Raw genomic sequence first — 26,436 nt, forward strand, 5'->3', positions numbered from 1 at the left:
CACCCCCCTGGCGTACGCTGGAACACGCCAGGCCGCCCTTGTGGCAGGCGAGACGCATCCGGGAGGACGTAGAGGCCTTCGGGCCGGCCTATGACTCAGACACCGACAGCTCACACGCCCGCGCAGGGCAAGGCGAGAGCACAGTTCACCGTTCCCGCCCAGCACCCCATGGTGGCGCTGCTGGGATCCGGAGACTCCCTCCTGCGCGTGATAGAGACGGCCTTCCCGGCAGCCGACATCCACGTCCGGGGCAATGACATCAGCGCGGTCGGCGACGCACGGGAAGTCGCCCTCATCCAGCGCCTGTTCGACGAGATGATGCTGGTGCTCCGCACCGGGCAGCCGATGACGGAGGACGCAGTGGAACGCTCGATCGCCATGCTGCGGGCGAGTGAGAACGGGACGAGTGACGGCCAGGAGACCCCGGCCGAGGTACTGACACAGAACATCCTGTCCTCACGCGGCCGCACCATCCGACCCAAGACGCTCAACCAGAAGCGGTACGTCGACGCGATCGACACCCACACCGTCGTCTTCGGCATCGGCCCCGCCGGCACCGGCAAGACCTACCTGGCCATGGCCAAGGCCGTCCAGGCCCTCCAGTCCAAGCAGGTCAACCGCATCATCCTGACCCGCCCCGCGGTCGAGGCCGGCGAACGCCTGGGATTCCTCCCGGGCACCCTCTACGAAAAGATCGACCCGTACCTGCGCCCCCTGTACGACGCCCTGCACGACATGCTCGACCCGGACTCCATCCCGAAACTGATGGCGGCGGGAACCATTGAGGTGGCACCCCTCGCATACATGCGAGGCAGGACTCTTAATGACGCGTTCATCATCCTGGACGAGGCTCAGAACACGAGTCCCGAGCAGATGAAGATGTTCCTCACGCGGCTCGGGTTCGAGTCGAAGATCGTGATCACGGGTGATGTGACGCAGGTCGACCTGCCGAACGGCACGAAGTCGGGGCTGCGGCAGGTTCAGGACATCCTCGAGGGGCTCGACGACGTCCACTTCTCCCGCCTGTCGTCGCAGGACGTCGTCCGGCACAAGCTCGTCGGCCGTATCGTCGACGCGTACGAGCAGTACGACAGCGAGAACGGTACGGAGAACGGCACCCACAAGGGCGGCCGTAACAAGCGGAAGTAGACGAACCAGCACCATGTCGATCGACGTCAACAACGAGTCCGGAACCGAGGTCGACGAGCAGGCGATCCTCGACATCGCCCGCTACGCGCTCGCGCGGATGCGCATCCACCCGCTCTCCGAGCTTTCGGTGATCGTCGTGGACACCGACGCCATGGAGCAGTTGCACATCCAGTGGATGGACCTGCCGGGGCCGACGGACGTCATGTCCTTCCCGATGGACGAGCTGCGTCCGCCGTCGAAGGACGACGACGAGCCCCCGCAGGGCCTCCTCGGCGACATCGTGCTGTGCCCGGAGGTCGCCGAGCGGCAGGGCAAGGAGGCGCAGACCCAGCACTCCATGGACGAGGAGCTTCAACTGCTCACCGTCCACGGGGTGTTGCACCTGCTCGGCTATGACCACGAGGAGCCTGACGAGAAGGCCGAGATGTTCGGCCTCCAGCAGGCCATCGTGGACGGCTGGCGGGCGGAGAAGGGCATGACCGGCCCGTCGCCGGCCCCGACCGTCTCATGAGTCCCACGCTCGTCTCCGGCGCGATCGCCCTGGTCGTCGTCGCCTGGCTCGCGGCCTGCGCGGAGGCGGGCCTCGCGCGTGTCTCCAGCTTCCGCGCCGAGGAGGCCGTACGGTCCGGGCGGCGCGGAAGCGCCAAGCTGGCGCAGATCGCCGCCGACCCCACCCGCTATCTGAACGTGGCGCTGCTGGTCCGCGTCGCCTGCGAGATGGCCGCCGCCGCGCTGGTCACCTACGCCTGCCTCCAGGAGATCGACGGCACCACCCCGGCCCTGTTCGCCGCGATCGGCGTCATGGTCCTCGTGTCGTACGTCGCGGTCGGCGTCTCCCCGCGCACCATCGGCCGCCAGCACCCCATGAACACGGCGACGGCGGCGGCGTACGTCCTGCTGCCGCTGGCCCGGATCATGGGCCCGATCCCGTCGCTCCTCATCCTCATCGGCAACGCGCTCACCCCCGGCAAGGGGTTCCGCCGGGGCCCGTTCGCCTCCGAGGCGGAGCTGCGGGCGCTGGTCGACCTCGCCGAGAAGGAGTCGCTGATCGAGGACGACGAGCGCCGCATGGTGCACTCGGTCTTCGAGCTGGGCGACACCCTCGTACGGGAGGTCATGGTCCCGAGGACCGACCTCGTCGTCATCGAGCGCCACAAGACCATCCGCCAGGCCCTCACCCTGGCGCTGCGCTCCGGCTTCTCGCGCATACCGGTGAGCGGGGAGAGCGAGGACGACATCGTCGGCATCGTGTATCTGAAGGACCTGGTCCGCAAGACGCACATCAGCCGGGACGCGGAGGGCGAGCTGGTGTCGACGGCGATGCGGCCGGCGGCGTTCGTCCCCGACACCAAGAACGCCGGTGACCTGCTGCGGGAGATGCAGCAGGACCGCAATCACGTGGCCGTCGTCATCGACGAGTACGGCGGCACGGCCGGCATCGTCACCATCGAGGACATCCTCGAGGAGATCGTCGGCGAGATCACCGACGAGTACGACCGTGAACTCCCGCCCGTGGAGCAGCTCGGCGACGACCGCCACCGCGTCACCGCCCGCCTCGACATCACCGACCTCGGCGAGCTGTACGGCCTGGAGGAGTACGACGACGAGGACGTGGAGACCGTCGGCGGGCTGCTCGCGAAGGCCCTGGGCCGGGTGCCGATCGCGGGCGCGTCGAGCACGGTCGACCTCCCGGACGGGCGGACCCTGCGCCTGACGGCGGAGGCGGCGGCCGGCCGCCGCAACAAGATCGTGACGGTGCTGGTGGAGCCGGTGGACCCGACGGCCGCGACCGACGCGTCCGCCCCGACCGGCCCGTCCGAGCAGGAGAAACCGGAGTGACCCCGCAGGAACTGCGCGCCCTCTGCCTCTCCTTCAACGCGGCGGTGGAGGACTTCCCCTTCCGCCCGGAGGTCTCGGTCTTCAAGGTCGGCGGCAAGCTGTTCGCCCTGACGACCCTGGACGCGAAGCCCCTGAAGGTGAACCTGAAGTGCGACCCGGACGACGCGGTGCGGCTGCGCGCCGAGCACCCGGGCCTGATCACCCCCGGCTACCACATGAACAAACGCCACTGGAACACCGTGACAGCCGACGCCGACCTCCCGGACGGCCTGGTCCGGGAGCTGGTCGAGGACTCGTACGACCTGGTCGTCGCCGGTCTGCCGCGCGCCGAGCGGCTCCGCCTCGACCGCCCCTGAGACCGCGCCCACCGCGTCACCGGGTTCACTCGATCCCTAGGGGGCCGATGCCCAGGTCCTCGCGCATGAGGTCGCGCATCCGGGCCATGGCGGTACGGCGCTGCGCGATCAGCGGGGTGTCCTCGGCGGAGCCGACCGCGACGCCCCGGGCGTAGGCGTCGCGGATCCGGCGCAGGCTGTGGAACGCCTCGTTCCCGGCGGCCACGACCGGCGGCGGGCCGACGAGCCAGAGGCGCTCGCTCGCCGTGTACAGCCCGGTGGCGCGGAAGGCTTCCCGGACGGCCGCGTCCCGCGCCGCCCCGGACATGTGATCGCCCAGCGCGACGGCGCGTATCTCCTCACCGGCCGTCTTGAGCGCGGACACGAACTCCGTGTACACCTCGCGCCGCACCTGCGACGCGTGCCGGTCCTCCTCGCGCCGCCACCGGTTGCGGTCGGCGACGAGTGTGGCGGCGATGCCGATGACGGCACCGGTGAGTGTGGAGAGCAGCGGCATCCAGTCCATGTGCCGCAGCCTTTCCCAACCGGGCGGGCGACACCAGTGACTTGTCCCTGTCCGTCAGACCGGGGTCGTGGCGTCGGCCGGCCGACGTGAAGGGCGTAGGCCCAGGCCGATCAGGATCGCCGTCGCCGTCACGATCGCCGCGTTCAGGGCGAGGACGGTGCGGATGCCGGGCAGCAGGGCGTCCGAGGTCGTCGCCAGGACGCCGAGGAGGGGGATGCCGATGGTGGCGCCGACCTGTTGGGTGGAGGTGACCAGGCCGGTGGCGAGGCCCTGTTCGGCGTCCGGGACGCCCGAGGTGACCGTCAGGCCGTAGGAGATGATCGCGCCCAGGTGGCACATGCCGGCCAGGGACACCGCCGCCCCGGCGAGCCAGACCGACCAGGGGTGCGTGTTCAGGCCGAGCAGCGCGGCGGTCAGCGCGCCCTGCCCGGCGAGGGAGCCGACCAGGGCGCGGCGGGCGCCGACGCGGCCTATGACCCTCGGGATGGAGGGGCCCGCGACCGTCGACAGCGCGCCCTGGACGCCGAAGACCAGGCCCGTCTCGAACGCCGACAGGCCCAGGACGTCCTGGAGGTAGAGCGTCAGGACGAAGAGGACCGTCGACATCATCGAGAAGGTGACCAGCCCGCCCAGGTTGCCCCACGCCACCGTGCGGCGGCGCAGCATCGGCAGGGAGACCAGCGGGGTCCGCGCCCGGGACTCGACGACGCCGAACGCCGTCAGCAGTACGACGCCCGCGATCAGGGAGACGACCACGTCGGGGTGGGCGAAGCCCCGGTCGGCGGCCGTCGACAGGGCGTGGATGAGGGCCAGCAGGCCGCCGGTGACGGTGATCGCGCCGGGCAGGTCCAGGCGCGGGCGCTGCGGGGTGCGGGACTCCGGCAGGCGGGCGGCGGCGAGGGGGAGCACCAGCAGGGCGAAGACGGCCAGCAGGGCCATCGTGGAGCGCCAGCCGAGGACGTCGGTCAGGACGCCGCCGCTCACCATGCCGACGGTGAAGCCCAGCGACAGCAGGGTGCCCGAGAGGCCGAGGGCGCGGTCGCGGGCCGGGCCCTCCGGGAAGGTCGTCGTCAGCAGGGACATGCCGGTCGGGACGATCGCCGCCGCGCCGAGCCCCTGCAACGCGCGCCCGGTGAGGAAGGACGCCGGGTCCCAGGCGAGCGTCGCGAGCAGGGAGGCCGCGCCGAACAGGGCCAGGCCGGTCAGGAACAGCCGGCGTCGGCCGTACAGGTCGCCGACGCGGCCGAACAGGAGCAGGAAGCCGCCCGACGGGAGGGCGAACGCCGTGACCGCCCACGGCAGCAGCGACCGGCTCATGCCGAGGTCCGCGCCGAGGACCGGCAGGGCGACGTTCAGGACGGAGAAGTCCAGCGCGACCATGAACTGGGCCGCGCACAGGACGAGGAGGACGAGTCTGTCGCGCCGGGTGCTGCCGCTGGTCTTGTGGGGTCCGGTCGTGCTGGTGTCGTTCGCCATGGCGTCGAGCTTGCGGCCATCGGAACGCGCGCGGGAGTGGGAGCTACTGGTGGTGGTGGCACCACCGGACAAGGACCGGCCGGGCTCTTCGTATGCTCGGGGTATGACCGACAGCAACGCGCTCGACCCCGAGGACCGCAAGATCGTCACCCTGGCCCGCTCCGCGCGGGCTCGTAACGGTGTGCCCGAGGGGGCCGCCGTACGGGACGAGACGGGACGTACGTATGTCGCCGGGACGGTGGAGCTGCCGTCGCTGAAGCTGAGCGCGCTGCGGACGGCGGTGGCGATGGCGGTGGCCTCGGGGGCGACGTCGCTGGAGGCGGCGGCCGTGGTGACGGAGGCGGCGGGCGCCGCCGACGCGGACCTGGCGGCCGTCGCGGACCTGGGCGGCGCGGGCACGCCGGTGCTGGTGGCCGGGCCGGACGGAACGCTCCGCGCCACGGTGACGGCGGTGACAGCGGGCTGAGCCCCGCCCGTCTTGGACCGCGCCCGACCAGGCCGGCAACTAGGCCGGAATTCAACCTTGCCCTTCTCTCGTCCCTGACGCATCAATGGAACCGTAATTTCCGACGGACCGTCAGATTCACCCCCCACCGGCACCGGTGTCCGCACCCACCCGTCCCGCTCCGGCAGTCCGTCTCCCCACATCCGGGAAGGAGCCGGGAACCCATGAGAGGCAAGCGAATCGGATCAGGTGCGGCACTGCTGGCAGGGACCCTCGCGGTCGCCGGGCTGGCGTTCGCACCGTCCGCCGCCGCCGTCACCCCGACGACGGCGACCGTGACCGCGAGCTGCGGTCTGTTCGGCGGCGGTGCCGCCACCCTCACGGCCACCCAGACGGGCACGGCCGCCACCCTCACCCTCACGTCCACCGCGATCACCGCGCCGATCCCGATCAGCGCGAACAGCATCGCCTCCACGCTCACGATGGCGAACTCGACCGGTTCCGCCCGGGTCTTCAGCGGCACCGTGAACCCCGCCATGGCCACCGGCGCCTCGATCACGGTCGGTCCGCTCAACGCGGCCGTGGCCTCCGGTGACAAGTTGGACTTCAACGGAGGCTCCCTGAAGATGGTCATCTTCGGGATCACCGTCACCTGCACGGCGACCGGGCCGCAGTCGCCGGGACCGTTCGTGTTCGACTGATAGCGGTTGGAAACTGAGCAGACGAACCGTCAGTTTTCTTACGGGACAAGGAAGCTGACGGTTCATCAGTTCTCTCGACCGTGTCCATTGACTTCTCGTGCGATCCGCACGTCAATGCCCCCTGTCGGCGCAGAAGAGCCGCTGCGCCCGCACCCCACAGGAGGGGGCAATCATGGGTTCACCCCGAGGTTCCGGAAGTTCCCGAGGTTCTCGAAGACGGCGCTGGGCGTCGCTGCTCGGAGTGACCGCGCTCGCGGTCACCGCGGGCGGGGCGCTGGCATGTCCGGCCGGCGCCGCGACCGACGTGAACTTCCCGACGCACTGCATCCCGCCGGCCATCGCGGGGCTCCCGCCGATCGACGGCACCACCACCGCCAAGGTCACGGCGGACAACACCAGCCCCAAGGTCGGCGACACCGTCACCGTCACGTACACGGTGGTCACGCCCGCCGCCAACAACCCCACCGACCTGGCCCTGCCGGCCGACATCATGACGCCGACGGGCAAGGTCGCCCTCGGCGGCGCGCAGACCGGCACCGTCACGGTCACGGGGCCGAAGAAGAACGACCCGGTGCCCGGCAAGGGCGTCTTCCCGTCGTTCTCCATGACCGGCACGTTCACGGTCACCGCGCCCGGCGCGATCACCCTCTCGCCCGGCGACTACAACATCCACACCAGCTACATCCTCGAACTGGACACCCCCTGCACGGTGACCAACCCGCCCGCCCCGGTGTCGGAGACGGTCACCGCCGCCGCCAACCCGCCGGCCAACACCCGTGCCATCAGCCTGGGTTCGGCCTCCGGCAGCCCCGGCGCGAGCGTCACCGTCAGCGGCGGCGGCTTCACGCCGGGCGCCTCGGTCACCGTCGCCGGCCGGTCCGGATCCGACCAGACGGCGGACAAGACGACCCTCACCGCCACCGCACAGGGGACCGTCTCCGGCGCGCTCGCCGTCACCGACCTCGCCACCACCGGCATCGTGGCGTACGAGGGCGCTGCCTGGAGCGCCGATCTGGGCACCGCGCCCGCCGCGTACGTCGTCGTCGACGACACGCCCGTACCGGCGGGCAGCCAGAAGCTGACGACGACCGTGCGGGCCGGCACCCTGTCGATGTCCCAGGCCGGGGACGCCGTGGCGATGTCCGCGGTCGACTTCGGTTCCGGGCAGGCCTCGACCGGGGGCCTCAACGCGGTGACCGTCAAGGACTTCCGCGGCGGCCCCGCGGGCTGGTCCCTCACCGGCAAGGTCACCGACTTCACCGGCCCCGGCGCCAAGATCGAGGCCGGCAAGCTGAGTTGGACGCCCGCGTGCACGACCAAGGCGGGCAGCCCGAGCACCTGCCAGGCCGGTTCGGCGGGCCCGGTCGGCGCCGCGGGAGCAACCCTGGCGTCCACACCCGACGGCACGGCAACCGGCGGCGAGTTCACCGCCGGCGCCCAACTCTCCCTGGACGTACCGGCGTTCACGCCCCCGGGCAGCTACGCGGGCGTCCTGACCCTGACACTCACCTGAGCCTGAGCCTGAACCTGAACCTGAAGTTGAGCCGACGCACCACGTCCACCGGTGGCCGGGCGCCCGCCCCACAGGTCCGCACCCGCCCGTCCCGCCACAGTTGGGGGGTCCGCACCATGCGCAAGCCGTACGTCCTCCTCCTGCCGCTGCTCCTCGGCCTGCTGTTCACCGTGCCGGCCGCGCCCGCCGCCCGGGCCGCCGACAACGGCGGCTGGTCCGTCTACCCCGTCTCCTCGACGGTCGCCGCCCGGCCCTACTTCTACGTCTCCGCCGATCCCGGTCAGACGATCGAGGACAAGGTCGTCGTCGCCAACAAGACCGACCAGCCCCTCACCTTCCGCCTGTACGCGGCCGACGCCTACAACACCGCGCGTGACGGCGGGTTCGCCGTGAAGTCGGCGGGGGAGAAGATGCGGGGCGTGGGCGCGTGGGCCGAACTGCCCGAGGACCGGGTCACCGTGCCCGCCCGCCAGACGGTCACCGTGCCGTTCACCGTCAAGGTCCCCGAGGGCGCGGAACCCGGCGACCACCCGGGCGCGATCGTCGCCCTCGACGAACGGGTCGACAAGGGCGACGGCGCGCTCGCGCTCGGCGTGCGGCGGGCGGTCGGCGCCCGCGTCTACCTCACGGTCGGCGGCCCGACCCTGCCCGCCCTGGCCGTAGAGAACGTCCACGTCAGCCACCACCAGCCCCTGATCCCCGGCCTCGGCGACAGCACGGCGACGATCTCGTACACCCTGCACAACACGGGCAACGTCACCCTCGAACCCAAGGCACGACTGACGGCCCGGGGCCTCTTCGGCCGCACCCTCCTGACCCGCCCCCTGAAGAAACTCCCGTCCCAACTACTCCCGGGCCAGACAGTCACCCTCACCGAACGCTGGACGGACGCCCCCCAACTCGACTGGACGGACATCAAGTTGACGGCAACCGCCAAGAACACGACCGAGTCGGCGACGGCATCGTTCGTGGCAGTGCCGTGGCTGCTGACGTCGGTCGTGATGTTCGGGACGGCAGTAGGCGTATGGCTACTACTCAGGCGGCGGCGAAGTCACCCCAAAGGGGCGCGGGGCGCTTACATCATGCGGCTCCGCCGCGGGGCGCGACCAGCCCCCACGCACCCGCAGCCAAAACTCAACCAACCCAACAGAGCCTAAAGAGCATCAGGCCCGCGCTCACCAGTCCGCACCCGCACCACGGTCTCCACCGGCAGCGCCCACACCTTCCCGTCCCCGATCTTCCCGGTCCGAGAAGCCCGCACCACCGCGTCGATGACGGCCTCGGACTCCGCGTCCTCGACGACGACCTCGATCCGCACCTTGGGCACGAGGTCGACCTGGTACTCGGCCCCCCGGTACACCTCGGTGTGGCCGCGCTGCCGCCCGTACCCGCTGGCCTCGGTCACGGTCAGCCCGTGCACGCCGATCTCCTGGAGGGCCGTCTTGACCTCGTCGAGGCGGTGGGGCTTGACGATCGCGGTGATGAGCTTCATGGCTGTGGCTGACCTTCTGGGCGAAGCGGACGGGGTGTGAGCCGACCGGGGCGCCATGGCCCGGGACGCCGTGATCGTATGCGCTCGCGCCGCGCACCGTAAGGCCCGGGCCCGTGTGCTGGTGGTCCTCGTACGTCTGTGTGCGGTGAGGCTTTGTGGATCAGGGAGAATGGGGGGCATGAGCGTTCGTAACCAGTCATCCGAGCAGTCGGCCGAGTCCGTACACCGTGCCGGCTTCGCCTGCTTCGTGGGCCGTCCCAACGCGGGCAAGTCCACCCTCACGAACGCTCTGGTCGGGAAGAAGGTGGCGATCACCTCGAACCGTCCGCAGACCACGCGGCACACGGTCCGGGGCATCGTGCACCGCCCCGACGCCCAGTTGATCCTGGTCGACACCCCGGGCCTGCACAAGCCGCGCACGCTGCTCGGCGAGCGGCTCAACGACGTCGTACGCGCCACCTGGGCCGAGGTCGACGTCATCGGGTTCTGCCTGCCGGCGAACGAGAAGCTGGGTCCCGGCGACCGGTTCATCGCCAAGGAGCTGGCCGGGATCAAGCGGACGCCCAAGGTCGCCGTCGTCACGAAGACGGACCTCGTGGACTCCAAGACGCTCGCCGAGCAGCTCATCGCGCTCGACCAGCTCGGCAAGGAGCTGGGCTTCGAGTGGGCGGAGATCGTGCCGGTCTCGGCGGTCGGCGACCAGCAGGTCGGGCTGCTGGCGGACCTGCTGATCCCGATGATGCCGAAGAGCCCGCCGCTGTACCCCGAGGGCGACCTGACGGACGAGCCCGAGCAGGTGATGGTCGCCGAGCTGATCCGCGAGGCGGCGCTGGAGGGCGTCCGGGACGAGCTGCCGCACTCCATCGCGGTGGTCGTCGAGGAGATGCTGCCGCGCGAGGACCGTCCGGCGGACCGGCCGCTGCTCGACATCCACGCCAACATCTACATCGAGCGCCCCAGCCAGAAGGGCATCATCATCGGCCCCAAGGGCAAGCGCCTGAAGGACGTCGGCATCCAGTCCCGCAAGCAGATCGAGGCGCTCCTCGGCACCCCCGTCTTCCTCGACCTCCACGTGAAGGTCGCCAAGGACTGGCAGCGCGACCCGAAGCAGCTCCGCAAGCTGGGCTTCTAAGGGTTCCGAGGGGTCTAGAGGGTCCCGAGGGACTGTGGGGTCATGTCCTGCAACCCCACCACCCGCAGCAGTTGCAGCCGTTCGTACGCGTCCGTGCCCGGGCGGGCCGTGTGGATGACCAGGAGCTGGTGGTGCTCGTGGCTGAGCATGACCTCGCAGTCCAGTTCCAGCAGGCCCACCAGCGGGTGCTGGAAGCGTTTCGTCGCGCGGTGCCGCAGAGCGACCTCGTGTTCGTCCCACAGGCGGGCGAACTCCTCGCTGCCCGCCCGGAGTTCGGCGACCAGCGCGGCCGGTTCCGGGTCGTCGGGGCGGGCGGCGGTCACCGCGCGCAGACCGGCCACCTGGATGCGGGCGTGGTCGGCCCGGTCCTCCTCGGGGAACAGGGAACGCGCCTGCGGGTCCAGGAAGTACAGCCGGACCAGGTTGCGCCCGCGCCGGGGGCGGGACATCACGTCCCCGGTCAGCGCCCGGCCCATCGCGTTCTGCGCGAGCACCTCGCCGCAGTCGGTCACCACCTGCGCCGGTGTGTCGTGCAGGCGGTCCAGGATCAGCAGCAGACCGGGCGGGACGTGCCTCGACGCCGTCTCGCGGCGCGGGGGCTCCTCGCCGGCCAGGTGGAACAGGTGGTCGTGTTCGTCGTCGGTGAGGCGCAGGGCGCGCGACAGCGCCGTCAGCATCTGGCGTGACGGGCGCGGGCCGCGCGACTGTTCCAGCCGCGTGTAGTAGTCCACCGACATGCCCGCCAGGTGCGCGACCTCCTCGCGGCGCAGGCCCGGCGTACGGCGGCGGGCGCCCGGTGCCAGGCCCACGGCCGCCGGGGTCAGACGGGCGCGGCCACGGCGCAGGAAGTCGGCGAGTTCGGCTCGGTTCACCCCTCCAGCCTGCGCCGATCCGCCCGCGTTAGCCAGGGACCGCCGGTCCCCCGATCGACAGGTCTCTCCCGCTCCGCCCCGCCCCGTCCGACGCTGGTGGCATCGGACCAGCCGGATCACGAGGACCGGATCAAGAGAACCGGATCAAGAGGAGTGGATGACGATGCTGACCCTGGTGACGGGTACGACGGGGCAGGTCGGGCGGCGTTTCGTGCCGAGGCTGCTGGCGCAGGCCGGGCCGCAGGAGCGGGTGCGGGTCCTGGTGCGCGACGCGGCGCGCGGGGAGCGGTTCGCGGAGCTGGGCGCAGAGGTCGTCCTCGGAGATCTGCGGGACGAGGCGGTGCTCGGCAAGGCGGTGGCCGGGGTGGACGCGGTCGTGAACGTCGCGGCGTCCTTCCGGGGCGTGCCGGACGACGAGGCGTGGGCCGTCAACCGGGACGCCGCGCTGGACCTGGGCCGCGCCGCGCTGGCCTCCGGCGTACAGCGGTTCGTGCAGGTCAGCACGGGTCTGGTGTACGGCCTCGGGCGGGGCCGCCCGCTGACCGAGGACGACGAGTCGCGGCCCGGCGGCGGCATGTGGGGCGCCTACCCGGCGGCGAAGGCGGAGGCCGAGCGGGGGCTGCTCGCGCTGGCCGGCCTGGACGTGCGGATCGGCCGCCTCGCCTTCGTCTACGGCGAGGGCGATCCGCACCTCGCGCAGTCGCTGAGGTGGGCCGGGAGCTGGGCGGCCGGCCAGCGGCTCCAGATGGTCCACCACGCGGACGTCGCCCAGGGCCTGCTACGGCTCCTGCACGCGCCGGGAGTCGCGGGCCGCAGCTACAACATCGCCGACGACGCCCCCGTCACGGCGGTCGAGCTGCACCAGCTCAACGGGGTCGACGTCCCCGCCGCGCTGTACGAGCGCACCGACCCCGAGCCGTTCCTCCAGATGACGTCCACCGACCGTATCCGCCGTGAACTCGGCTACCGCCCGGTGTACCCCAGCGTGTACGCGGCCCGAGCGGCCGGAGCCCTCTAGCTCCCGGGGGAGGTCATTCGACGCCCCTGATCCGCCGCACCAGCACCGCCCCCGCCAGCCCGATCACGGCGGCCACCAGATACAGCACCCGGTAGCCGCCCAGGTACGTCACGATCGGGGCGGCGAGGGCGGGCGCGGCGACCTGGGGCAGGGCGTTGGCGACGTTGATGACGCCGAGGTCCTTGCCCCGGTCGCCGGCCTTCGGCAGCACGTCCGTCATCAGGGCGAAGTCCACGGAGGTGAAGACCCCGAACCCCACCCCCAGCACCGCCGCCGCGACGATCGCCCCCGGCCAGGTCTGCCAGCCCGCCAGCAGCGCCGTCGCCACCGCCATCAGCACGCCCGACCAGAACACGAACGGCTTGCGCCGCCCGACCCGGTCCGACCAGACGCCCCCGACGACGACCGTGGCGAGCAGCGTCAGCCCGTTCACCGCCGTCAGGAGCAGCACGCCCCCCTCCGGGTCGGCGTGGTGCAGCCGGTCGCGCAGGTAGTAGAGCAGGTACAGCAGCACCAGCGCGTTGCTCAGGTTCATCAGGAACCGCGTCAGCCACGCCCACCCCAGATCGGGATACCGGCGCGGGCTCAGCCAGAACCCGGCCGCGAAGCCCCGCCAGGACCAGGCCGGCCGGTCCGCCGCCGCCAGCCGCAGATCCTCGTACCGCAGGACGTACGGCAGCACGCCCACCACCGTGAACACCGCGCACGCCGCGTACCCGGCGCCGACGCCTCCGGCGACCGTCGCGAGCCCGGTGCCGCCGACCACGCCCAGGATCTGCGCGGCCCCCAACCAGCCGCCCACCGAGCCGCGTTGGAGGCGCGGCACCCGGTCAGGGACGGCCGCCGTCACCGCCGCGAACGCCGCGTTCAGGGTGAGCTGGACCAGGCACCAGCCCGCCGCCATCGTCCACACCCCGCCCGCGCCCGCGAGCAGCAGCAGCGACAGCGCGCCGCCGCCCGCCCCGGCCACGATCCACGGCGTACGCCGCCCCCACCGGGACGTCGTACGGTCCGACAGCGCGCCGAACAGCGGGTTCGCGGCCAGCGAGACCACCGCGCCGGCACCCGTCACCCAGGCCAGCATCGTCTCCTTCGACATGCCCGAGCCGGGCGCGAAGTCGGCGGACTGGGCGGCCAGCAGAATTTGCAGGGGGCCGTACCAGCCCACCCAGATCGCCCCGTTGGCCAGCGACAACGCCGACGTCCAGCCCCGGCCGACCGGTTCGACGGGCTCGGCCAGAGCGTCGGCCGCCGGGGCCGCCGCCCGGGGAGTCGCCGTCATCCCCGCGCCTGTGATCCCTGCGCCCGCTGCCCTCGCAGCACGTCCCGCAGCCAGGCGTACGACGACTTCGGGGTCCTGGTCTGTGTCGCGTAGTCGACGTGCACCAGGCCGAAGCGCTGCTCGTACCCTTCCGCCCACTCGAAGTTGTCCAGCAGCGACCACACGAAGTAGCCGCGCACGTCGACGCCCGCCACCGACGCCTGGTGCAGGGCGCGCAGGTGGCCGTCCAGGTAGGCGATACGGGCCTGGTCGTCGACGCCGTCGTAGGAGCAGCCGTTCTCGGTGATGACGACCGGCGGGAGGCGGTCGCCGTAGCGCTCGTGGAAGGTCGTCAGGAGTTCGGTGAGGCCCTCGGGGACCACCGGCCAGCCGAAGTCCGTCACCGGGACGCCCTCGATCTGCCGGACGGAGAAGGGGAGTTCGGCCGGCATGGTGATCCCGCCGAACTCGATCTCGGTGCCCTGCGGGGCGCCCACCTTCGTCGGGGCGTAGTAGTTGATGCCGTACCAGTCGAGCGGCTCGGAGATCACCTTGAGGTCGGCCTGCACGTCGCCGCCCGGCATCAACTCGCCGAGCCCTTCCGGGTATTCGCCGAGCAGTACCGGCTCGGCGAAGAGCCGGTTCAGCAGGACGTCGTAGAAGGCGGCGGCCTCCTGGTCGGCGGGTTGCTGGGAGGCGGGCCAGGTCGGGCCGTGGGAGTTGGCGATGCCGATGTCGGTGGCGCCGGCCGCGCGCAGGGCCTGTACGGCGAGGCCGTGGCCCAGGAGTTGGTGGTGGGCGGCGGGCAGCGCGTCGAAGAGGAGTTGCCTGCCGGGGGCGTGGGTGCCGAGCGCGTGCCCCAACAGGGTGTGCTCCGCAGGCTCGTTGATGGTGATCCACTTCTTGACGCGGTCACCGAGCCGGTCGGCGACCACCGACACGTACTCGGCGAACCGGGACGCCGTGTCGCGCTCCAGCCAGTCCAGGTCCGCCGGGAGGTCCCAGTGGAAGAGGGTGGGGACCGGGCGGACACCGGCCGCGCACAGCTCGTCGACGAGCCGGTCGTAGAAGTCGAGGCCGCGCCCATTGTCGAAGAGGGCCCTGGGCCAGGAGATCGAGAAGCGGTACGCGTCCACGCCGAGACCCTTCAGCAGGGCCACGTCCTCGGGGTAGCGGTGGAAGTGGTCGCAGGCCACCGCCGCCGTCGAGCCGTCCTTCACCCGGCCCGGCTCGGCCGTGAAGGCGTCCCACACGGACGGCCCGCGCTCGTCCGCCGCGCCCTCGATCTGATGCGCCGAGGTGGACACGCCCCACAGGAAGCCGGCCGGGAACTGGGGTATCGGGTGCGCCGCGTCGCGCGGATCGTTCGCCATGGGCGGGATCATCCTTACCGATCGGTAAGGAAGTCAACGCCCAGGAACGAACTGCCAGTTCACGCCCCCTCTTTCAGGACCCGGGAGATCAGTCTGCGCTGCTCGTCCGTGAGCCGGGGGTCGGCGGCGTACACCGTCCTCCCGTCCACGGTGATCTCGTAGCTGAAGCCGTCCGGGACGCCGATCGTGGGCGCGCCCCGGCCGGCGGCGACCGCCTGCTCGGCCAGGGCGTGCCACTCGTCGGCATCGGGCCGTCCCGAGGTGTCCACCTCGGCACGGCGCTCGATGCCCGCGAAACCGCCCGTGCGACTCACCTGGATACGCATGGGTCCCTGTCTATTACGGACTCAGAGAATCCGCACCCCCACCTGCTCCCACGCCTTCTCCACGGCCTGGAACTCGTCCCCGCCGTCGCCGAAGCGCTCGCGCGCCGCCTTCACCGTCAGCTTGGCGAAGTCGCTGAAGAACGCCTTCTCGGTCAGCTCGCCGCCGGTCAGGACGTCGTACCAGACCTGCCCGGCCTTCTCCCAGGCGTGGCCGCCCAGCGCGGTCGCGGCCAGGTAGAACGCGTGGTTCGGGATGCCCGAGTTGATGTGCACGCCGCCGTTGTCGCGGCCGGTGCGGACGTAGTCGTCCATCGTCGCGGGCTGCGGGTCCTTGCCGAGGACGTCGTCGTCGTACGCGGTGCCCGGGGCCTTCATGGAGCGCAGGGCGCTGCCCGTGACGTTCGGGGCGAGCAGGCCCGCGCCGATCAGCCAGTCGGCCTCGGCGGCGGTCTGGCCGAGCGAGTACTGCTTGATGAGCGAGCCGAAGACGTCCGACAGCGACTCGTTCAGCGCGCCCGGCTGGCCGTAGTACGTCAGGTTCGCCGTGTACTGCGTGACGCCGTGGGTCAGCTCGTGCCCGATGACGTCGATCGAGTTGGTGAAGTCGACGAAGATCTCGCCGTCACCGTCGCCGAACACCATCTGCTCGCCGTTCCAGAAGGCGTTGTTGTAGCCCTCGTCGTAGTGCACGGTGGCGTCGAGGGGCAGGCCGTCGCCGTCGATGGAGTGGCGCTGGTACGCCTTGAGGTAGAGGTCGAAGGTCGCGCCGAGACCGGCGTAGGCGCGGTTGACGGTGGCGTCCTGGCCGGGGTCGGAGCCCTCGGCGCGGACCTTGGTGCCGGGCAGGTCGGTGCGGTGCTCGGCGTCGTAGATGGTGCGCAGCGGCTGGTCGGACGGCGCCTTCGCGGCCGGGGCGGCGGCGAGGCGGTACTCGCTGGTCACCCGGCGGCGGGCGCGCAGCTCGCTGTCGCGCACCAGGGTGCGCTGGGCGGGACCGGAGCGCGCCGGGTTGTCGCTCTTGGCCAGCCGGTCGAGGATGTGCGGCGGTACGACGGTGCAGAAGACGGGCTCGAAGCCCCCGTGAGTCGTCATGACCGGCACTTTCGCACTGGGTCATGCGGCTGTCACCATCGGCAACCATGATCGGTGAAAAACAGTGACAAACATGGCCGATTCATGGCTTCGAGTGGTATGGAGCACGTTTCGTCCCTTTGGTCCCGACGGTCCCGCATACTGATACGGACCCGCGCGACGAAAGCGGCTCGGCTAGGCTGCGCAGCATTATGCGTATCGGGCTGCTTCTCCTTAGCTGCCGCGGCGAGGGCCTGTAGTCGAGGCCGACCCCCTCCCCGCGGAGCTTGGTGTTGCGCGTCGGCCGTCCTTCCGTCCGGAGATCTCTCCGGTCCTCCTGAGGAGCCACCGCACCATGGCGAACCGCCAGCAGCCCAGCCAGATGCCGATCCACAAGTACGGTCAGTACGAGCAGGTCGACATCCCCGACCGCACCTGGCCGCAGAACCGGATCACCGCCGCCCCGCGCTGGCTCTCCACCGACCTGCGTGACGGCAACCAGTCCCTGATCGACCCCATGTCGCCCGAGCGCAAGCGCCGGATGTTCGACCAGCTGGTCAAGATGGGCTACAAGGAGATCGAGGTCGGCTTCCCGGCCTCCGGCCAGACCGACTTCGACTTCGTGCGCTCGATCATCGAGGAAGAGGGCGCGATCCCGGACGACGTCACGATCTCCGTACTGACCCAGGCCCGCGAGGACCTGATCGAGCGGACCGTGGAGTCCCTGAAGGGCGCCAGGCGGGCCACCGTCCACCTGTACAACGCCACCGCGCCCGTCTTCCGCCGGGTCGTCTTCCGCAGCTCGAAGGAGCAGATCAAGCAGATCGCCGTGGACGGCACGCGGCTGGTCATGGAGTACGCGGAGAAGCTGCTGGGCCCGGAGACGGAGTTCGGCTACCAGTACAGCCCCGAGATCTTCACGGACACCGAGCTGGACTTCGCGCTGGAGGTCTGCGAGGCGGTGATGGACGTCTACCAGCCCGGTCCGGGCCGCGAGATCATCCTCAACCTGCCCGCCACGGTGGAGCGTTCGACGCCGTCGACGCACGCGGACCGCTTCGAGTGGATGAGCCGCAACCTCTCCCGCCGCGAGCACGTCGTCATCTCCGTCCACCCGCACAACGACCGCGGTACGGCCGTCGCCGCCGCCGAGCTGGCGCTGATGGCCGGCGCGGACCGCGTCGAGGGCTGCCTGTTCGGGCAGGGCGAGCGCACCGGCAACGTCGACCTGGTCACGCTGGGCATGAACCTCTTCTCGCAGGGCGTCGACCCGCAGATCGACTTCTCCGACATCGACGAGATCCGTCGTACGTGGGAGTACTGCAACCAGATGGAGGTCCACCCGCGCCACCCGTACGTGGGCGACCTGGTCTACACGTCCTTCTCCGGCTCCCACCAGGACGCCATCAAGAAGGGCTTCGACGCGATGGAGGCCGAAGCGGCGGCCAAGGGCGTCACGGTCGACGACATCGAGTGGGCGGTCCCCTACCTGCCGATCGACCCCAAGGACGTGGGCCGCTCCTACGAGGCGGTCATCCGGGTCAACTCGCAGTCCGGCAAGGGCGGTATCGCGTACGTCCTGAAGAACGACCACAAGCTGGACCTGCCGCGCCGGATGCAGATCGAGTTCTCCAAGCTGATCCAGGCCAAGACGGACGCGGAGGGCGGCGAGGTCACCGGCGCGGCGATCTGGTCCGTCTTCCAGGACGAGTACCTGCCCAACCCGGAGAACCCCTGGGGTCGCATCCAGGTCCGCGCCGGGCAGTCGACGACCGACACCGACGGCGTGGACACCCTCACCGTCGAGGCCACGGTCGACGGCGCGGACACCGTGCTGACCGGCACCGGCAACGGTCCGATCTCGGCCTTCTTCAACGCCCTGGAGGGCGTCGGCATCGACGTGCGCCTGCTGGACTACCAGGAGCACACGATGAGCGAGGGCGCTTCCGCGCAGGCCGCCTCGTACATCGAGTGCGCGATCGGCGACAAGGTGCTGTGGGGCATCGGCATCGACGCGAACACCACGCGGGCGTCCCTGAAGGCGGTCGTCTCGGCCGTCAACCGCGCGACCCGCTGACCAGCCTGAGCGGTGGTTTAGCAGCGGTTCAGCAGTGCTTCGGCGGTGGCCCGAGGCCCCGGCCCGTCGTATACGACCGTATGCGAGGGGCCGGGGTTTCGTCGTATATCGGCCATCCCGGCGTGGAGGTCACGGAGAGGTCTCGTCCGGGGTACTGACGACAGCTCGTGGATGTGGCTAACATCACGGGACGTGCGGCGATGTTGTCGCGGCGTTACGGAGGTGCGACGTGCTGCCAGTACGGGGACGAGACGGCCGTGTCAACGGGCTTGCCCGGGTGCTGGGCACCCGTACCGCGTGGACGCCCGTGGGCGACGGCGAGTTCTTCTGCCCGGGGTGCGGCGGTGACCGCAACTACCAGCGGCTGACCGGCCAGCGCCGCTTCACCGTCCTCGGGGTGCCGGTCGTGCCGCGCGGCGAGACCGGGCCGGTCGTCGAGTGCGCGGCCTGCCGCCGCCACTTCGGCACCGACGTCCTCCACCACCCCACCACCGTCCGCTTCTCGGCGATGCTCCGCGACGCCGTCCACACCGTCGCCCTCGCGGTGCTGTCCGCGGGCGGCGGCTGCGCGCGGACGGCGCTGGAGACGGCGGCGGGCGCGGTGCGCGCGGCCGGCTTCGCCGACTGCACGGAGGAGCAGCTCGCCGCGCTCGTCGACGCGCTGGCCGGCGACACCGGCCACAGCTACGGCGAACCGTACGGCGCGGGCCTCGCCATAGAGCTGCACGAGGCCCTCGACCCGCTCGCCCCGCACCTCGCGCCGGTCGGCCGCGAATCGATCCTGCTCCAGGGCGCGCGCATCGCCCTCGCGGACGGCCCGTACACCCCCGCCGAGCGCGAGGTCCTCGCGACGGTGGGCGCGGCCCTGACGATCTGCGCGGACGACGTGACCCGCCTGCTGGTCTCGGCCCGCACCCCGTCCTGACGCACGGACACAGCAACGCCCCCTACGGCAGCGTCCGTTCGTACGCGGTGTCGTCGTCGGAGTCGTAGACGAGCTTGCCGGTCGTGTCGTAGCCCTTGATGTGCGGGGCCAGGGTGACCTGTTGGCGCAGGATGCCGGCGGCGACGAACCAGCCGTGGTCCAGGGCGGCGGTCACCGGGTCGCCGTCGCCGTAGGAGACGGTCACCTTGGTCACGGACGGTTCGACCGTGCCGACGGCCCCCCAACGGAACGGCAGTTTCCAGTCGCCCTTGTCGAGGAACGACTCCTGGTACAGCTTGCCGCCGTTGATGTCCGGCACGACCGGCCCCGACTCCGGTGAACCCCCCTCGTTCGTACCGGAGTTGATGCCCCCGGCGGTGCCGGACCGGATGTTGCAGATCACCCGGAAACCGGCCGGCCGCTCCTTCGTCGCGACGACGTACATGCCGTCGCCGGGCGCGTTGGAGTCGCCGGTGCTCCTGATCGCCAGGACGATCCGGTAGTCCGCGGCCTCGCCCAGATCCTGTCCCGCGAACGCGGTCGGCGCGCTCAACTGGTCCCGGTCGAGACACTTCCGCAGCCCGTCCGCCGCCTGCGTGAACGTGATCCCGTCGAGCAACTGCCCCTTGGTCGCGGGCTGTTGGGGCCCGGCGGGCGTGCCGGGCGAAGCCGTCGCCGGGCTGCGGGGGGCGCTGACCGACGGCTTCGGCGCCGCCGTGTCGGAGGCCCGCCCCCCGCTGCCCCCGGCCACCGCGTACGCCCCCACCGGCACCGCGGCCAGCGTCGCCAGCGCCGCACCGGTCACCGCCGCGCGCCGCCGCCGCTCGGCCAGTCCACGCCGCCGGATCGCCGGATACGGCGCCGGCGAGGGCCGAATGGTGTACGCGTCCTCGGCGAGCAACTCACGCATCCGCTCCTCGAACTCGACATCGCCCTGCTCCTCTGTCCCGCTCACCGGCCGCCTCCCCGCCCTTGCCCCTGCCCCCCGGCCGCCGTACGACTGACAGGCGCCAGCCCCGGATACGTACGCAACTTCGCCAGCCCCTTCGACGCCTGGCTCTTGACCGTGCCCGGCGAGCAGCCGAGCACCTCGGCCACCTCCGCCTCGGACAGGTCCTCCCAGTACCGCAGCACCACCACCGCCCGCTGTTTCGGCGGCAGTTGGGCCAGCCCGGCCAGCAGCGAGCCGCGCTCCTCCACCCGCCCCGCGCCCTCGTCGCGCCCCGCCCGTTCCGGCGGCGCGGCGGTCAGCGCCTCGGTGACCCGCCGCTTGCGGAACCGGTCACTGTTGCAACTGACCAGCATCCGCCGGACGTACGCCTCCGGGTTGTCGGTGCGCGAGATCCGCCACCACGACCGGTACGCCTTGGCCAGCGCGGTCTGGGTCAGATCCTCCGCGTGATGGACGTCCCCCGTGAGCAGATACGCGGTCCGCACGAGCCGCGACCACCGTGCTCTGACGAACTCCTGGAACCGCTCCTCTTGTTCGGCCTGCATCAACCACCCTCCTCGCCCCCCAGACCACCGGTCGGGCCGAATCGGTTGCCCGGGCCTTTCAACAACCTGTGGGAGGCCGCCGCCGAGCCGACTCCCCGACCGGAACCGCCGGGGCGGCCTCGGACCCGCCGACGCTCCCGCGCACCCCGAACAGCAGCACCGGCGTCACCAGCAGCAGCGCGCCCGCGGCGGCGAGGGCGGGGCGGGGGCCGGTGAGGGTGGCCAGGGCGCCCCACAGGGCGGTGAGGGAGGCGATGGACGCCTTGGTGCCGACCGACCACGCCGACAACGTACGCACCACCCGGTCCTTCGGTGTCAGCTCCAGGCGGGTGGTGGCGAGGACGGGGTTGTAGACGCCGATGCAGGCGATCAGCCCGAACTCCACGATCATCACCAGCGCCAGTCCGCCCACGCCGGGGCCGACGAACGCCAGCCCCAGCGGCCAGCACACGCGCAGCGTCCCCGACGTCAGCAGGACCCGGCGGTGGCCGTACCGGGCGACCAGGCGCGGGGCCAGCCGGGAGCCGAGCAGGCCGCCCGCGCAGGGCACGGCGAAGGCGAGGCTGTACTGCCAGGGCGCGAAGTGCAGCGGGCCGAGCATCAGCACGGTCAGCAGCGGGGCGCCCGCCATGATCAGACCGTTCACCAGCGCCGCGTTGAGGAACAGGGGCCGCAGCCCGGGATGGGCGAGCAGATGCCGCCAGCCCGCGAGCAGGTCCCCGCCGGTCAGCCGCCCTGCGGAGCTCGCGGGACGTACCGGCTCCGGTTCCCGCGCGCCGATCGCGCGCAGTCCGGCGGCCGAGAGGAGATAGCTGGCCGCGTCCGCCGCGACCGTCACCACCGGCCCGAACAGGCCGATCAGCGCCCCGCCGAGCGGCGGCCCGACCATGGTGGCCGTCCACGTCGTCGACTCGAACCGGCCGCTCGCGACCAGCAGATCCTCCGGCGGCAGCAGCGACTTCAGGAAGGCGCCGCTCGCCGCCGTGAACGAGATGTCGGCGGCGGCGACGATCACCGAGACGAGCAGGAGCTGCCCGAGCCCGAGGACGCCGAGCGCGTAGGCGGCGGGGACGCTGAGCAGCGCCCCGCACCGCAGCAGGTCCGCGGCCATCATCACCGGCCGCTTCCGCCGGAACTCCACCCACGGCCCGAGCGGCACCGCCAGCAGCGCCCCCACCGCCGGCCCCACGGCCGCCAGCGCCGCCACCTCGGCCGGCCCGGCCCGCAACGCCACCACGGCGATCAGCGGAAACGCGCTGAACGCCAGCCCGGTCCCGAGCGCACTGACCGAGTACGCCCCCCACAACCACCCGAAATCGCGCCCCAGCGCCCGCCGCACCACCCGGGGATCCTAGGGCCTGCCCACCCCGACCGCAGCGCCGTTTCCGCGGCCACCCCCTGCGGCCACCCGCGGCTTCGCCCACCCGCAGGACCCCCATCCCCCCGCCCACCTGCACCGATCACACGCCGCCGCTTTCCCACGCCCCGGTCCGCCCGCCGGCGCCCCCGACACCCGGCCCCACCACCCCCTCCGCGTAGGCGAGAATGGGCGCCATGAGCCTGTTCCGCGACGACGACGCCGGGCCCCGTACCCGGGGGCCGGGTGCGGCGGGCCGTCTGGTGGCGCGGGCGTGTGGCGGCCAGGGCGGCGGTGGGTGTGGGGTGGGTTCCTGCCGCGACATCGACGGCGGGCCGCGCAGCCGGGGGCCGGGTGCGGCGGGCCGTTTCGTGGTGCGGGTGGGCGCGGGCCAGGGCGTCGGCGGGTGTGGGATGGGTTCCCAGGTGGGCGCGGGCCACGCCAGCGGGGGTGTGGGATGAGTCTCTTTCGGGATGACGGGGTCGTTCTGCGGACGCAGAAGCTTGGTGAGGCCGACCGGATTATTACGCTGCTGACGCGCGGGCATGGCCGGGTGCGGGCCGTGGCGCGGGGGGTGCGGCGGACTAAGTCCAAGTTCGGGGCGCGGCTGGAGCCCTTCTCCCATGTCGACGTGCAGTTCTTCGCGCGCGGGAGCGAGCTGATCGGGCGCGGGCTGCCGCTGTGCACGCAGAGCGAGACCATCGCGCCGTACGGCGGCGGCATCGTCACCGACTACGCCCGCTACACCGCCGGCACGGCCATGCTGGAGACCGCCGAGCGGTTCACCGACCACGAGGGCGAACCGGCCGTGCAGCAGTACCTGCTGCTCGTCGGCGCGCTGCGGACCCTGGCCCGCGGCGAACACGCCCCGCACCTCGTCCTGGACGCGTTCCTGCTGCGGTCGCTGGCCGTCAACGGGTACGCCCCCAGTTTCGGCGACTGCGCCAAGTGCGGCATGCCCGGCCCCAACCGGTTCTTCTCCGTCGCCGCCGGCGGCTCCGTCTGCGTCGACTGCCGGGTGGCCGGCAGCGTCGTACCGTCGCCGCAGACCCTGGTCCACCTGGGCGCGCTGCTCACGGGAGACTGGGAGACGGCGGACGCGGGCGAGCCGCGCCACGTCCGGGAGGGCAGCGGGCTGGTGTCCGCCTACCTGCACTGGCACCTGGAGCGCGGCCTGCGCTCCCTTCGGTACGTCGAGAAATAGAGATAGAGGGAGACGAGAAAGCATGGTCGTACGCGGGTTCCTGGGGCGGCAGCGTCGGGAGTACAAGACGCCCGAGCCGCACCCGTCCGGCGCTCGCCCGCCGAAGCTCCCCGGCGAGCTGGTGCCCGAGCACGTGGCGATCGTCATGGACGGCAACGGCCGCTGGGCCAAGGAGCGCGGGCTGCCGCGCACCGAGGGGCACAAGGTCGGCGCCGAGCAGGTCCTCGACGTGTTGCAGGGCGGGGTCGAGATGGGCGTGCGGAACATCTCGCTGTACGCCTTCTCCACCGAGAACTGGAAGCGCTCGCCCGACGAGGTCCGCTTCCTGATGAACTTCAACCGCGACTTCATCCGCAAGACCCGCGACACCCTCGACGAGCTCGGCATCCGGGTCCGCTGGGTGGGCCGGATGCCCAAGCTGTGGAAGTCGGTCGCCAAGGAGCTCCAGATCGCCCAGGAGCAGACCAAGGACAACGACCGCCTCACGCTCTACTTCTGCATGAACTACGGCGGGCGCGCGGAGATCGCGGACGCCGCGCAGGCGCTCGCGGAGGACGTGAAGGCGGGCCGTCTCGACCCGTCCAAGGTCAACGAGAAGACCCTCGCGAAGTATCTGTACTACCCGGACATGCCGGACGTCGACCTGTTCCTGCGGCCCAGCGGCGAGCAGCGCACCTCCAACTACCTGCTCTGGCAGAGCGCGTACGCGGAGATGGTCTTCCAGGACGTGCTGTGGCCGGACTTCGACCGCCGCGACCTGTGGCGGGCGTGCATGGAGTTCGCGTCCCGCGACCGCCGCTTCGGCGGCGCCGTTCCGAACGAGCAACTTCTCGCCATGGAGCGGGACATCGCGGGGAATCCGGCCACCTCGTAGCCACCGGCGGTTCATGAGGGTCGCTGACGATCCGCTCATGAACCGCCTCACCCGCGCCGCTTCCGCCCTCGCCCTCACCACGTGCACCGTGCTGGCCGCGGCCCTGCCCTCCCAGGCCGCGGCCCAGCCCGCACACCGCGAGACCTACGGCACGAAGGCCACGTACGCGCCCCGGCAGAGCGCCCGCACCTACCAGAAGGCCCCGGCCGGTTTCACCCCCGTCTTCACGGAGAACGTCTCCCGGCACGGCTCCCGCTCCGCCACCGACGGCGAGGACGGCGACCTGGTCCTCGCCCTGTGGGACAAGGCGCAGGCGGCGGGTCAACTCACCGGAAAGGGCGAGGAGTTCGGCCCGAAGGTGCGCGCGTTGCAGGCCGCCATGGCGAAGGTCGGCTACGGCAACCTCAGCGGCCTCGGCAAGCGGGAACTCCAGGACACGGCCGTCCGGATGGCCGACCGGCTGCCGTCCCTGTTCGCCGGGATCGCCCGCAAGGGCGAGAAGATCGACGTCGTCAGCTCGGGCCAGGGCAGGGCCGTCGACAGCGCGAACCTCTACGCGGGCGCCCTCGCCGCCACCGACCCGGCGCTCAAGCCGCTGATCGGCGCGACCCGCACCGACAAGGACCTGCTGTACTTCCACAAGGCGGACGGCGGCGCGGCCTACCGCGACTACATCGCGAACGACAAGCGTCTCGCCGACACGCTGGCGACGCTCACCGGCCAGCCGAAGACCCACCGGGCCGCCGACAGCGTCCTGCGCCGCCTGTTCAAGGCCGCGTTCGTCGAGCGACTGCCCGCCGCCGACCGGGTGGCGGCCGCGACGGCCGTCTACAACCTGTACGCGATCGCCCCCGCGATGGCCGAGGAGTCCCCCGACGGCAAGGGCTGGGGGATGCAGCGCTACCTCTCCACCTCCGACGCCGCCTGGTTCGGGTATCTCGGCGACACCGAGGACTTCTACGAGAAGGGTCCCGGCTTCGCCGACAGCGACATCACGTACAAGATGGCCGGCGTCCTGCTCGACGACCTCTTCAAGCAGGTGGAGGCCAAGCGCGCGGGCACCAGCACCCTGGGCGCCGAACTCCGCTTCACCCACGCCGAGGAGATCATCCCGCTGGCCGCCCTGCTGGGCCTCCCCGGCAGCACCGACCCGGCCACCGTGGACCAGCCCTACACCTACGCCGCCAACCCCTGGCGCGGCGCCGACGTGGCCCCCCTGGGCTCCAACATCCAGTGGGACGTCTACGAGAACAACGGCCGCTACGCGCTGCGCATGCTCTACAACGAGCGGGAGACCGCCTTCAAGGCCGCCTGCCACCCCCTCGCCAAGGGCAGCAAGTTCTACGACCTGGACGAGCTGGAGCGCTGCTTCGGGCGGAGCTGAACCGGGGCGGTCGGCGGACTTGGGCGAATCGGGCGCGGCACCGGTCATCACGCTGCGCCACCAGCCGATGCTGCTGCCTGACACGGCGCGGCACCACGGCTCTCTTCCTCAACCGCGCCCACCGTGCCCGGTGAAGCCCCCCGCTCAGCTGCCCCCGCTCAGCCGCCGGAGGCCCCCGCGCAGTCCGCGCACGTGCCGAAGATCTCCACCGTGTGAGCCACGTTCACGTACCCGTGCTCCGCGGCGATCGCCTCCGCCCACTTCTCCACTGCCGGGCCCTCCACCTCCACGGCCTTGCCGCAGACGCGGCAGACCAGGTGGTGGTGGTGGTCGCCGGTGGAGCAGCGCCGGTACACCGACTCGCCGTCCGACGTGCGCAGGACGTCGACCTCGCCCGCGTCGGCGAGGGACTGGAGGGTGCGGTAGACCGTGGTCAGGCCCACCGAGTCGCCCTTGTGCTTGAGCATGTCGTGCAGGTCCTGCGCGCTGCGGAACTCGTCGACCTCGTCGAGCGCCGCTGCCACGGCGGCTCGCTGCCGGGTGGAGCGGCCCTTCACGGGCGGTCCAGCGGTAGTCACCGTTGCCTCCT

At 71.6% G+C, this 26,436-nt stretch carries 28 protein-coding genes; 16 read left to right on the forward strand and 12 right to left on the reverse strand.

Annotated features, from left to right (window positions below; translation table 11 throughout):
- Positions 1–90: 90 nt before the first annotated feature.
- Genes BMZ82_RS22130 through BMZ82_RS22145 form a run of 4 tightly spaced genes read left to right on the forward strand, consistent with a single transcriptional unit; the run spans position 91 to position 3,344 of the window.
- Positions 91–1,149 (forward strand): PhoH family protein, encoded by a 1,059-nt coding sequence (locus BMZ82_RS22130; RefSeq protein ID WP_093778416.1) that lies wholly within the window; start codon positions 91–93, stop codon positions 1,147–1,149.
- A 13-nt stretch (positions 1,150–1,162) separates the two neighbouring features.
- Positions 1,163–1,660 carry an rRNA maturation RNase YbeY gene (gene ybeY / locus BMZ82_RS22135; RefSeq protein ID WP_093778418.1) on the forward strand — a complete coding sequence of 166 codons (498 nt, stop codon included), beginning with the start codon at positions 1,163–1,165 and terminating at the stop codon, positions 1,658–1,660.
- Positions 1,657–2,988: a hemolysin family protein gene (locus BMZ82_RS22140; protein ID WP_093778420.1), complete on the forward strand. Its 1,332-nt coding sequence runs from the start codon at positions 1,657–1,659 to the stop codon at positions 2,986–2,988. Before ybeY ends, BMZ82_RS22140 begins: the two co-directional genes overlap by 4 nt.
- Complete coding sequence (locus tag BMZ82_RS22145; protein ID WP_093778422.1) at positions 2,985–3,344, forward strand: MmcQ/YjbR family DNA-binding protein; 360 nt, start codon at positions 2,985–2,987, stop codon at positions 3,342–3,344. The genes BMZ82_RS22140 and BMZ82_RS22145 overlap by 4 nt, the downstream gene beginning before the upstream one ends.
- A 25-nt stretch (positions 3,345–3,369) precedes the next feature.
- Here BMZ82_RS22145 and BMZ82_RS22150 read toward each other — a convergent pair whose 3' ends face one another.
- Positions 3,370–3,849 (reverse strand): hypothetical protein, encoded by a 480-nt coding sequence (locus BMZ82_RS22150; protein WP_256252044.1) that lies wholly within the window; start codon positions 3,847–3,849, stop codon positions 3,370–3,372.
- 54 nt (positions 3,850–3,903) lie between these two features.
- Entirely contained in the window at positions 3,904–5,325 is a 1,422-nt protein-coding gene (locus BMZ82_RS22155) for an MFS transporter (protein WP_093778506.1), read from the reverse strand.
- A gap of 103 nt (positions 5,326–5,428) precedes the next feature.
- Between BMZ82_RS22155 and BMZ82_RS22160 the strand changes: the two genes are divergently transcribed.
- The 4 genes from BMZ82_RS22160 (at position 5,429) to BMZ82_RS22175 (ending at position 9,141) form a co-directional block, all read left to right on the forward strand.
- Entirely contained in the window at positions 5,429–5,791 is a 363-nt protein-coding gene (locus tag BMZ82_RS22160; protein ID WP_093778424.1) for a cytidine deaminase, read from the forward strand.
- Positions 5,792–5,994: 203 nt separating this feature from the next.
- Positions 5,995–6,471, forward strand: a complete 477-nt coding sequence (locus BMZ82_RS22165) for a hypothetical protein (RefSeq protein ID WP_093778426.1) — start codon at positions 5,995–5,997, stop codon at positions 6,469–6,471.
- Between the two features lie 172 nt (positions 6,472–6,643).
- Positions 6,644–7,984 (forward strand): beta-xylosidase, encoded by a 1,341-nt coding sequence (locus tag BMZ82_RS22170; RefSeq protein ID WP_177244602.1) that lies wholly within the window; start codon positions 6,644–6,646, stop codon positions 7,982–7,984.
- A gap of 116 nt (positions 7,985–8,100) precedes the next feature.
- Positions 8,101–9,141: a WxL protein peptidoglycan domain-containing protein gene (locus BMZ82_RS22175; RefSeq protein WP_093778430.1), complete on the forward strand. Its 1,041-nt coding sequence runs from the start codon at positions 8,101–8,103 to the stop codon at positions 9,139–9,141.
- On the opposite strand, the gene BMZ82_RS22180 is transcribed toward BMZ82_RS22175, so the two are convergent.
- A complete protein-coding gene (locus BMZ82_RS22180; protein ID WP_093778432.1) occupies positions 9,138–9,476 on the reverse strand; it encodes a P-II family nitrogen regulator in 339 nt (112 codons plus the stop codon). The genes BMZ82_RS22175 and BMZ82_RS22180 overlap by 4 nt on opposite strands.
- Positions 9,477–9,654: 178 nt before the next feature.
- Here BMZ82_RS22180 and era point away from each other — a divergent pair, with 178 nt between their 5' ends.
- Positions 9,655–10,608 carry a GTPase Era gene (gene era, locus BMZ82_RS22185; RefSeq protein WP_093778434.1) on the forward strand — a complete coding sequence of 318 codons (954 nt, stop codon included), beginning with the start codon at positions 9,655–9,657 and terminating at the stop codon, positions 10,606–10,608.
- Positions 10,609–10,622: 14 nt separating this feature from the next.
- On the opposite strand, the gene BMZ82_RS22190 is transcribed toward era, so the two are convergent.
- Positions 10,623–11,480 (reverse strand): helix-turn-helix transcriptional regulator, encoded by an 858-nt coding sequence (locus BMZ82_RS22190; protein WP_093778436.1) that lies wholly within the window; start codon positions 11,478–11,480, stop codon positions 10,623–10,625.
- A 163-nt stretch (positions 11,481–11,643) separates the two neighbouring features.
- Between BMZ82_RS22190 and BMZ82_RS22195 the strand changes: the two genes are divergently transcribed.
- Positions 11,644–12,498, forward strand: coding sequence for an NAD-dependent epimerase/dehydratase family protein (locus tag BMZ82_RS22195; RefSeq protein WP_093778508.1), 855 nt, complete (start codon positions 11,644–11,646; stop codon positions 12,496–12,498).
- A 13-nt stretch (positions 12,499–12,511) separates the two neighbouring features.
- On the opposite strand, the gene BMZ82_RS22200 is transcribed toward BMZ82_RS22195, so the two are convergent.
- The 4 genes from BMZ82_RS22200 to BMZ82_RS22215 are packed head-to-tail and all read right to left on the reverse strand — an operon-like array spanning position 12,512 to position 16,550.
- Positions 12,512–13,780, reverse strand: coding sequence for an MFS transporter (locus BMZ82_RS22200; RefSeq protein WP_093778438.1), 1,269 nt, complete (start codon positions 13,778–13,780; stop codon positions 12,512–12,514).
- Positions 13,777–15,132 carry a GH1 family beta-glucosidase gene (locus tag BMZ82_RS22205; protein ID WP_093778440.1) on the reverse strand — a complete coding sequence of 452 codons (1,356 nt, stop codon included), beginning with the start codon at positions 15,130–15,132 and terminating at the stop codon, positions 13,777–13,779. The genes BMZ82_RS22200 and BMZ82_RS22205 overlap by 4 nt, the downstream gene beginning before the upstream one ends.
- Before the next feature lie 59 nt (positions 15,133–15,191).
- Positions 15,192–15,458 carry a protealysin inhibitor emfourin gene (locus tag BMZ82_RS22210; protein ID WP_093778442.1) on the reverse strand — a complete coding sequence of 89 codons (267 nt, stop codon included), beginning with the start codon at positions 15,456–15,458 and terminating at the stop codon, positions 15,192–15,194.
- 21 nt (positions 15,459–15,479) lie between these two features.
- A complete protein-coding gene (locus BMZ82_RS22215; RefSeq protein ID WP_093778510.1) occupies positions 15,480–16,550 on the reverse strand; it encodes a M4 family metallopeptidase in 1,071 nt (356 codons plus the stop codon).
- A gap of 334 nt (positions 16,551–16,884) precedes the next feature.
- On the opposite strand from BMZ82_RS22215, the gene leuA reads away from it, so the two are divergent.
- Positions 16,885–18,606, forward strand: coding sequence for a 2-isopropylmalate synthase (gene leuA / locus BMZ82_RS22225; protein WP_093778446.1), 1,722 nt, complete (start codon positions 16,885–16,887; stop codon positions 18,604–18,606).
- A gap of 229 nt (positions 18,607–18,835) precedes the next feature.
- On the forward strand, positions 18,836–19,531 hold the full coding sequence (locus BMZ82_RS22230) for a tellurite resistance TerB family protein (protein ID WP_093778448.1): 696 nt from the start codon (positions 18,836–18,838) through the stop codon (positions 19,529–19,531).
- Between the two features lie 22 nt (positions 19,532–19,553).
- Here the strand turns inward: BMZ82_RS22230 and BMZ82_RS22235 are convergent, their stop codons facing one another.
- The 3 genes from BMZ82_RS22235 to BMZ82_RS22245 are packed head-to-tail and all read right to left on the reverse strand — an operon-like array spanning position 19,554 to position 22,367.
- Entirely contained in the window at positions 19,554–20,486 is a 933-nt protein-coding gene (locus BMZ82_RS22235) for a hypothetical protein (RefSeq protein WP_093778450.1), read from the reverse strand.
- Positions 20,483–21,028 (reverse strand): SigE family RNA polymerase sigma factor, encoded by a 546-nt coding sequence (locus BMZ82_RS22240; protein ID WP_093778452.1) that lies wholly within the window; start codon positions 21,026–21,028, stop codon positions 20,483–20,485. Before BMZ82_RS22240 ends, BMZ82_RS22235 begins: the two co-directional genes overlap by 4 nt.
- Before the next feature lie 58 nt (positions 21,029–21,086).
- On the reverse strand, positions 21,087–22,367 hold the full coding sequence (locus tag BMZ82_RS22245; RefSeq protein WP_256252046.1) for an MFS transporter: 1,281 nt from the start codon (positions 22,365–22,367) through the stop codon (positions 21,087–21,089).
- Between the two features lie 215 nt (positions 22,368–22,582).
- Here BMZ82_RS22245 and BMZ82_RS40280 point away from each other — a divergent pair, with 215 nt between their 5' ends.
- Genes BMZ82_RS40280 through BMZ82_RS22260 form a run of 4 tightly spaced genes read left to right on the forward strand, consistent with a single transcriptional unit; the run spans position 22,583 to position 25,847 of the window.
- Positions 22,583–22,846, forward strand: coding sequence for a hypothetical protein (locus tag BMZ82_RS40280; protein WP_143098891.1), 264 nt, complete (start codon positions 22,583–22,585; stop codon positions 22,844–22,846).
- Entirely contained in the window at positions 22,843–23,589 is a 747-nt protein-coding gene (gene recO / locus BMZ82_RS22250) for a DNA repair protein RecO (RefSeq protein ID WP_093778454.1), read from the forward strand. The genes BMZ82_RS40280 and recO overlap by 4 nt, the downstream gene beginning before the upstream one ends.
- A 22-nt stretch (positions 23,590–23,611) precedes the next feature.
- Positions 23,612–24,463 carry an isoprenyl transferase gene (locus BMZ82_RS22255; protein ID WP_093778456.1) on the forward strand — a complete coding sequence of 284 codons (852 nt, stop codon included), beginning with the start codon at positions 23,612–23,614 and terminating at the stop codon, positions 24,461–24,463.
- Between the two features lie 37 nt (positions 24,464–24,500).
- Positions 24,501–25,847, forward strand: coding sequence for a histidine-type phosphatase (locus tag BMZ82_RS22260; RefSeq protein ID WP_093778458.1), 1,347 nt, complete (start codon positions 24,501–24,503; stop codon positions 25,845–25,847).
- 158 nt (positions 25,848–26,005) lie between these two features.
- Here the strand turns inward: BMZ82_RS22260 and BMZ82_RS22265 are convergent, their stop codons facing one another.
- On the reverse strand, positions 26,006–26,425 hold the full coding sequence (locus tag BMZ82_RS22265) for a Fur family transcriptional regulator (RefSeq protein ID WP_093778460.1): 420 nt from the start codon (positions 26,423–26,425) through the stop codon (positions 26,006–26,008).
- Between the last annotated feature and the right edge of the window lie 11 nt (positions 26,426–26,436).

The organism is Streptomyces sp. yr375 (assembly GCF_900110755.1).
Taxonomy (GTDB): Bacteria; Actinomycetota; Actinomycetes; order Streptomycetales; family Streptomycetaceae; genus Streptomyces.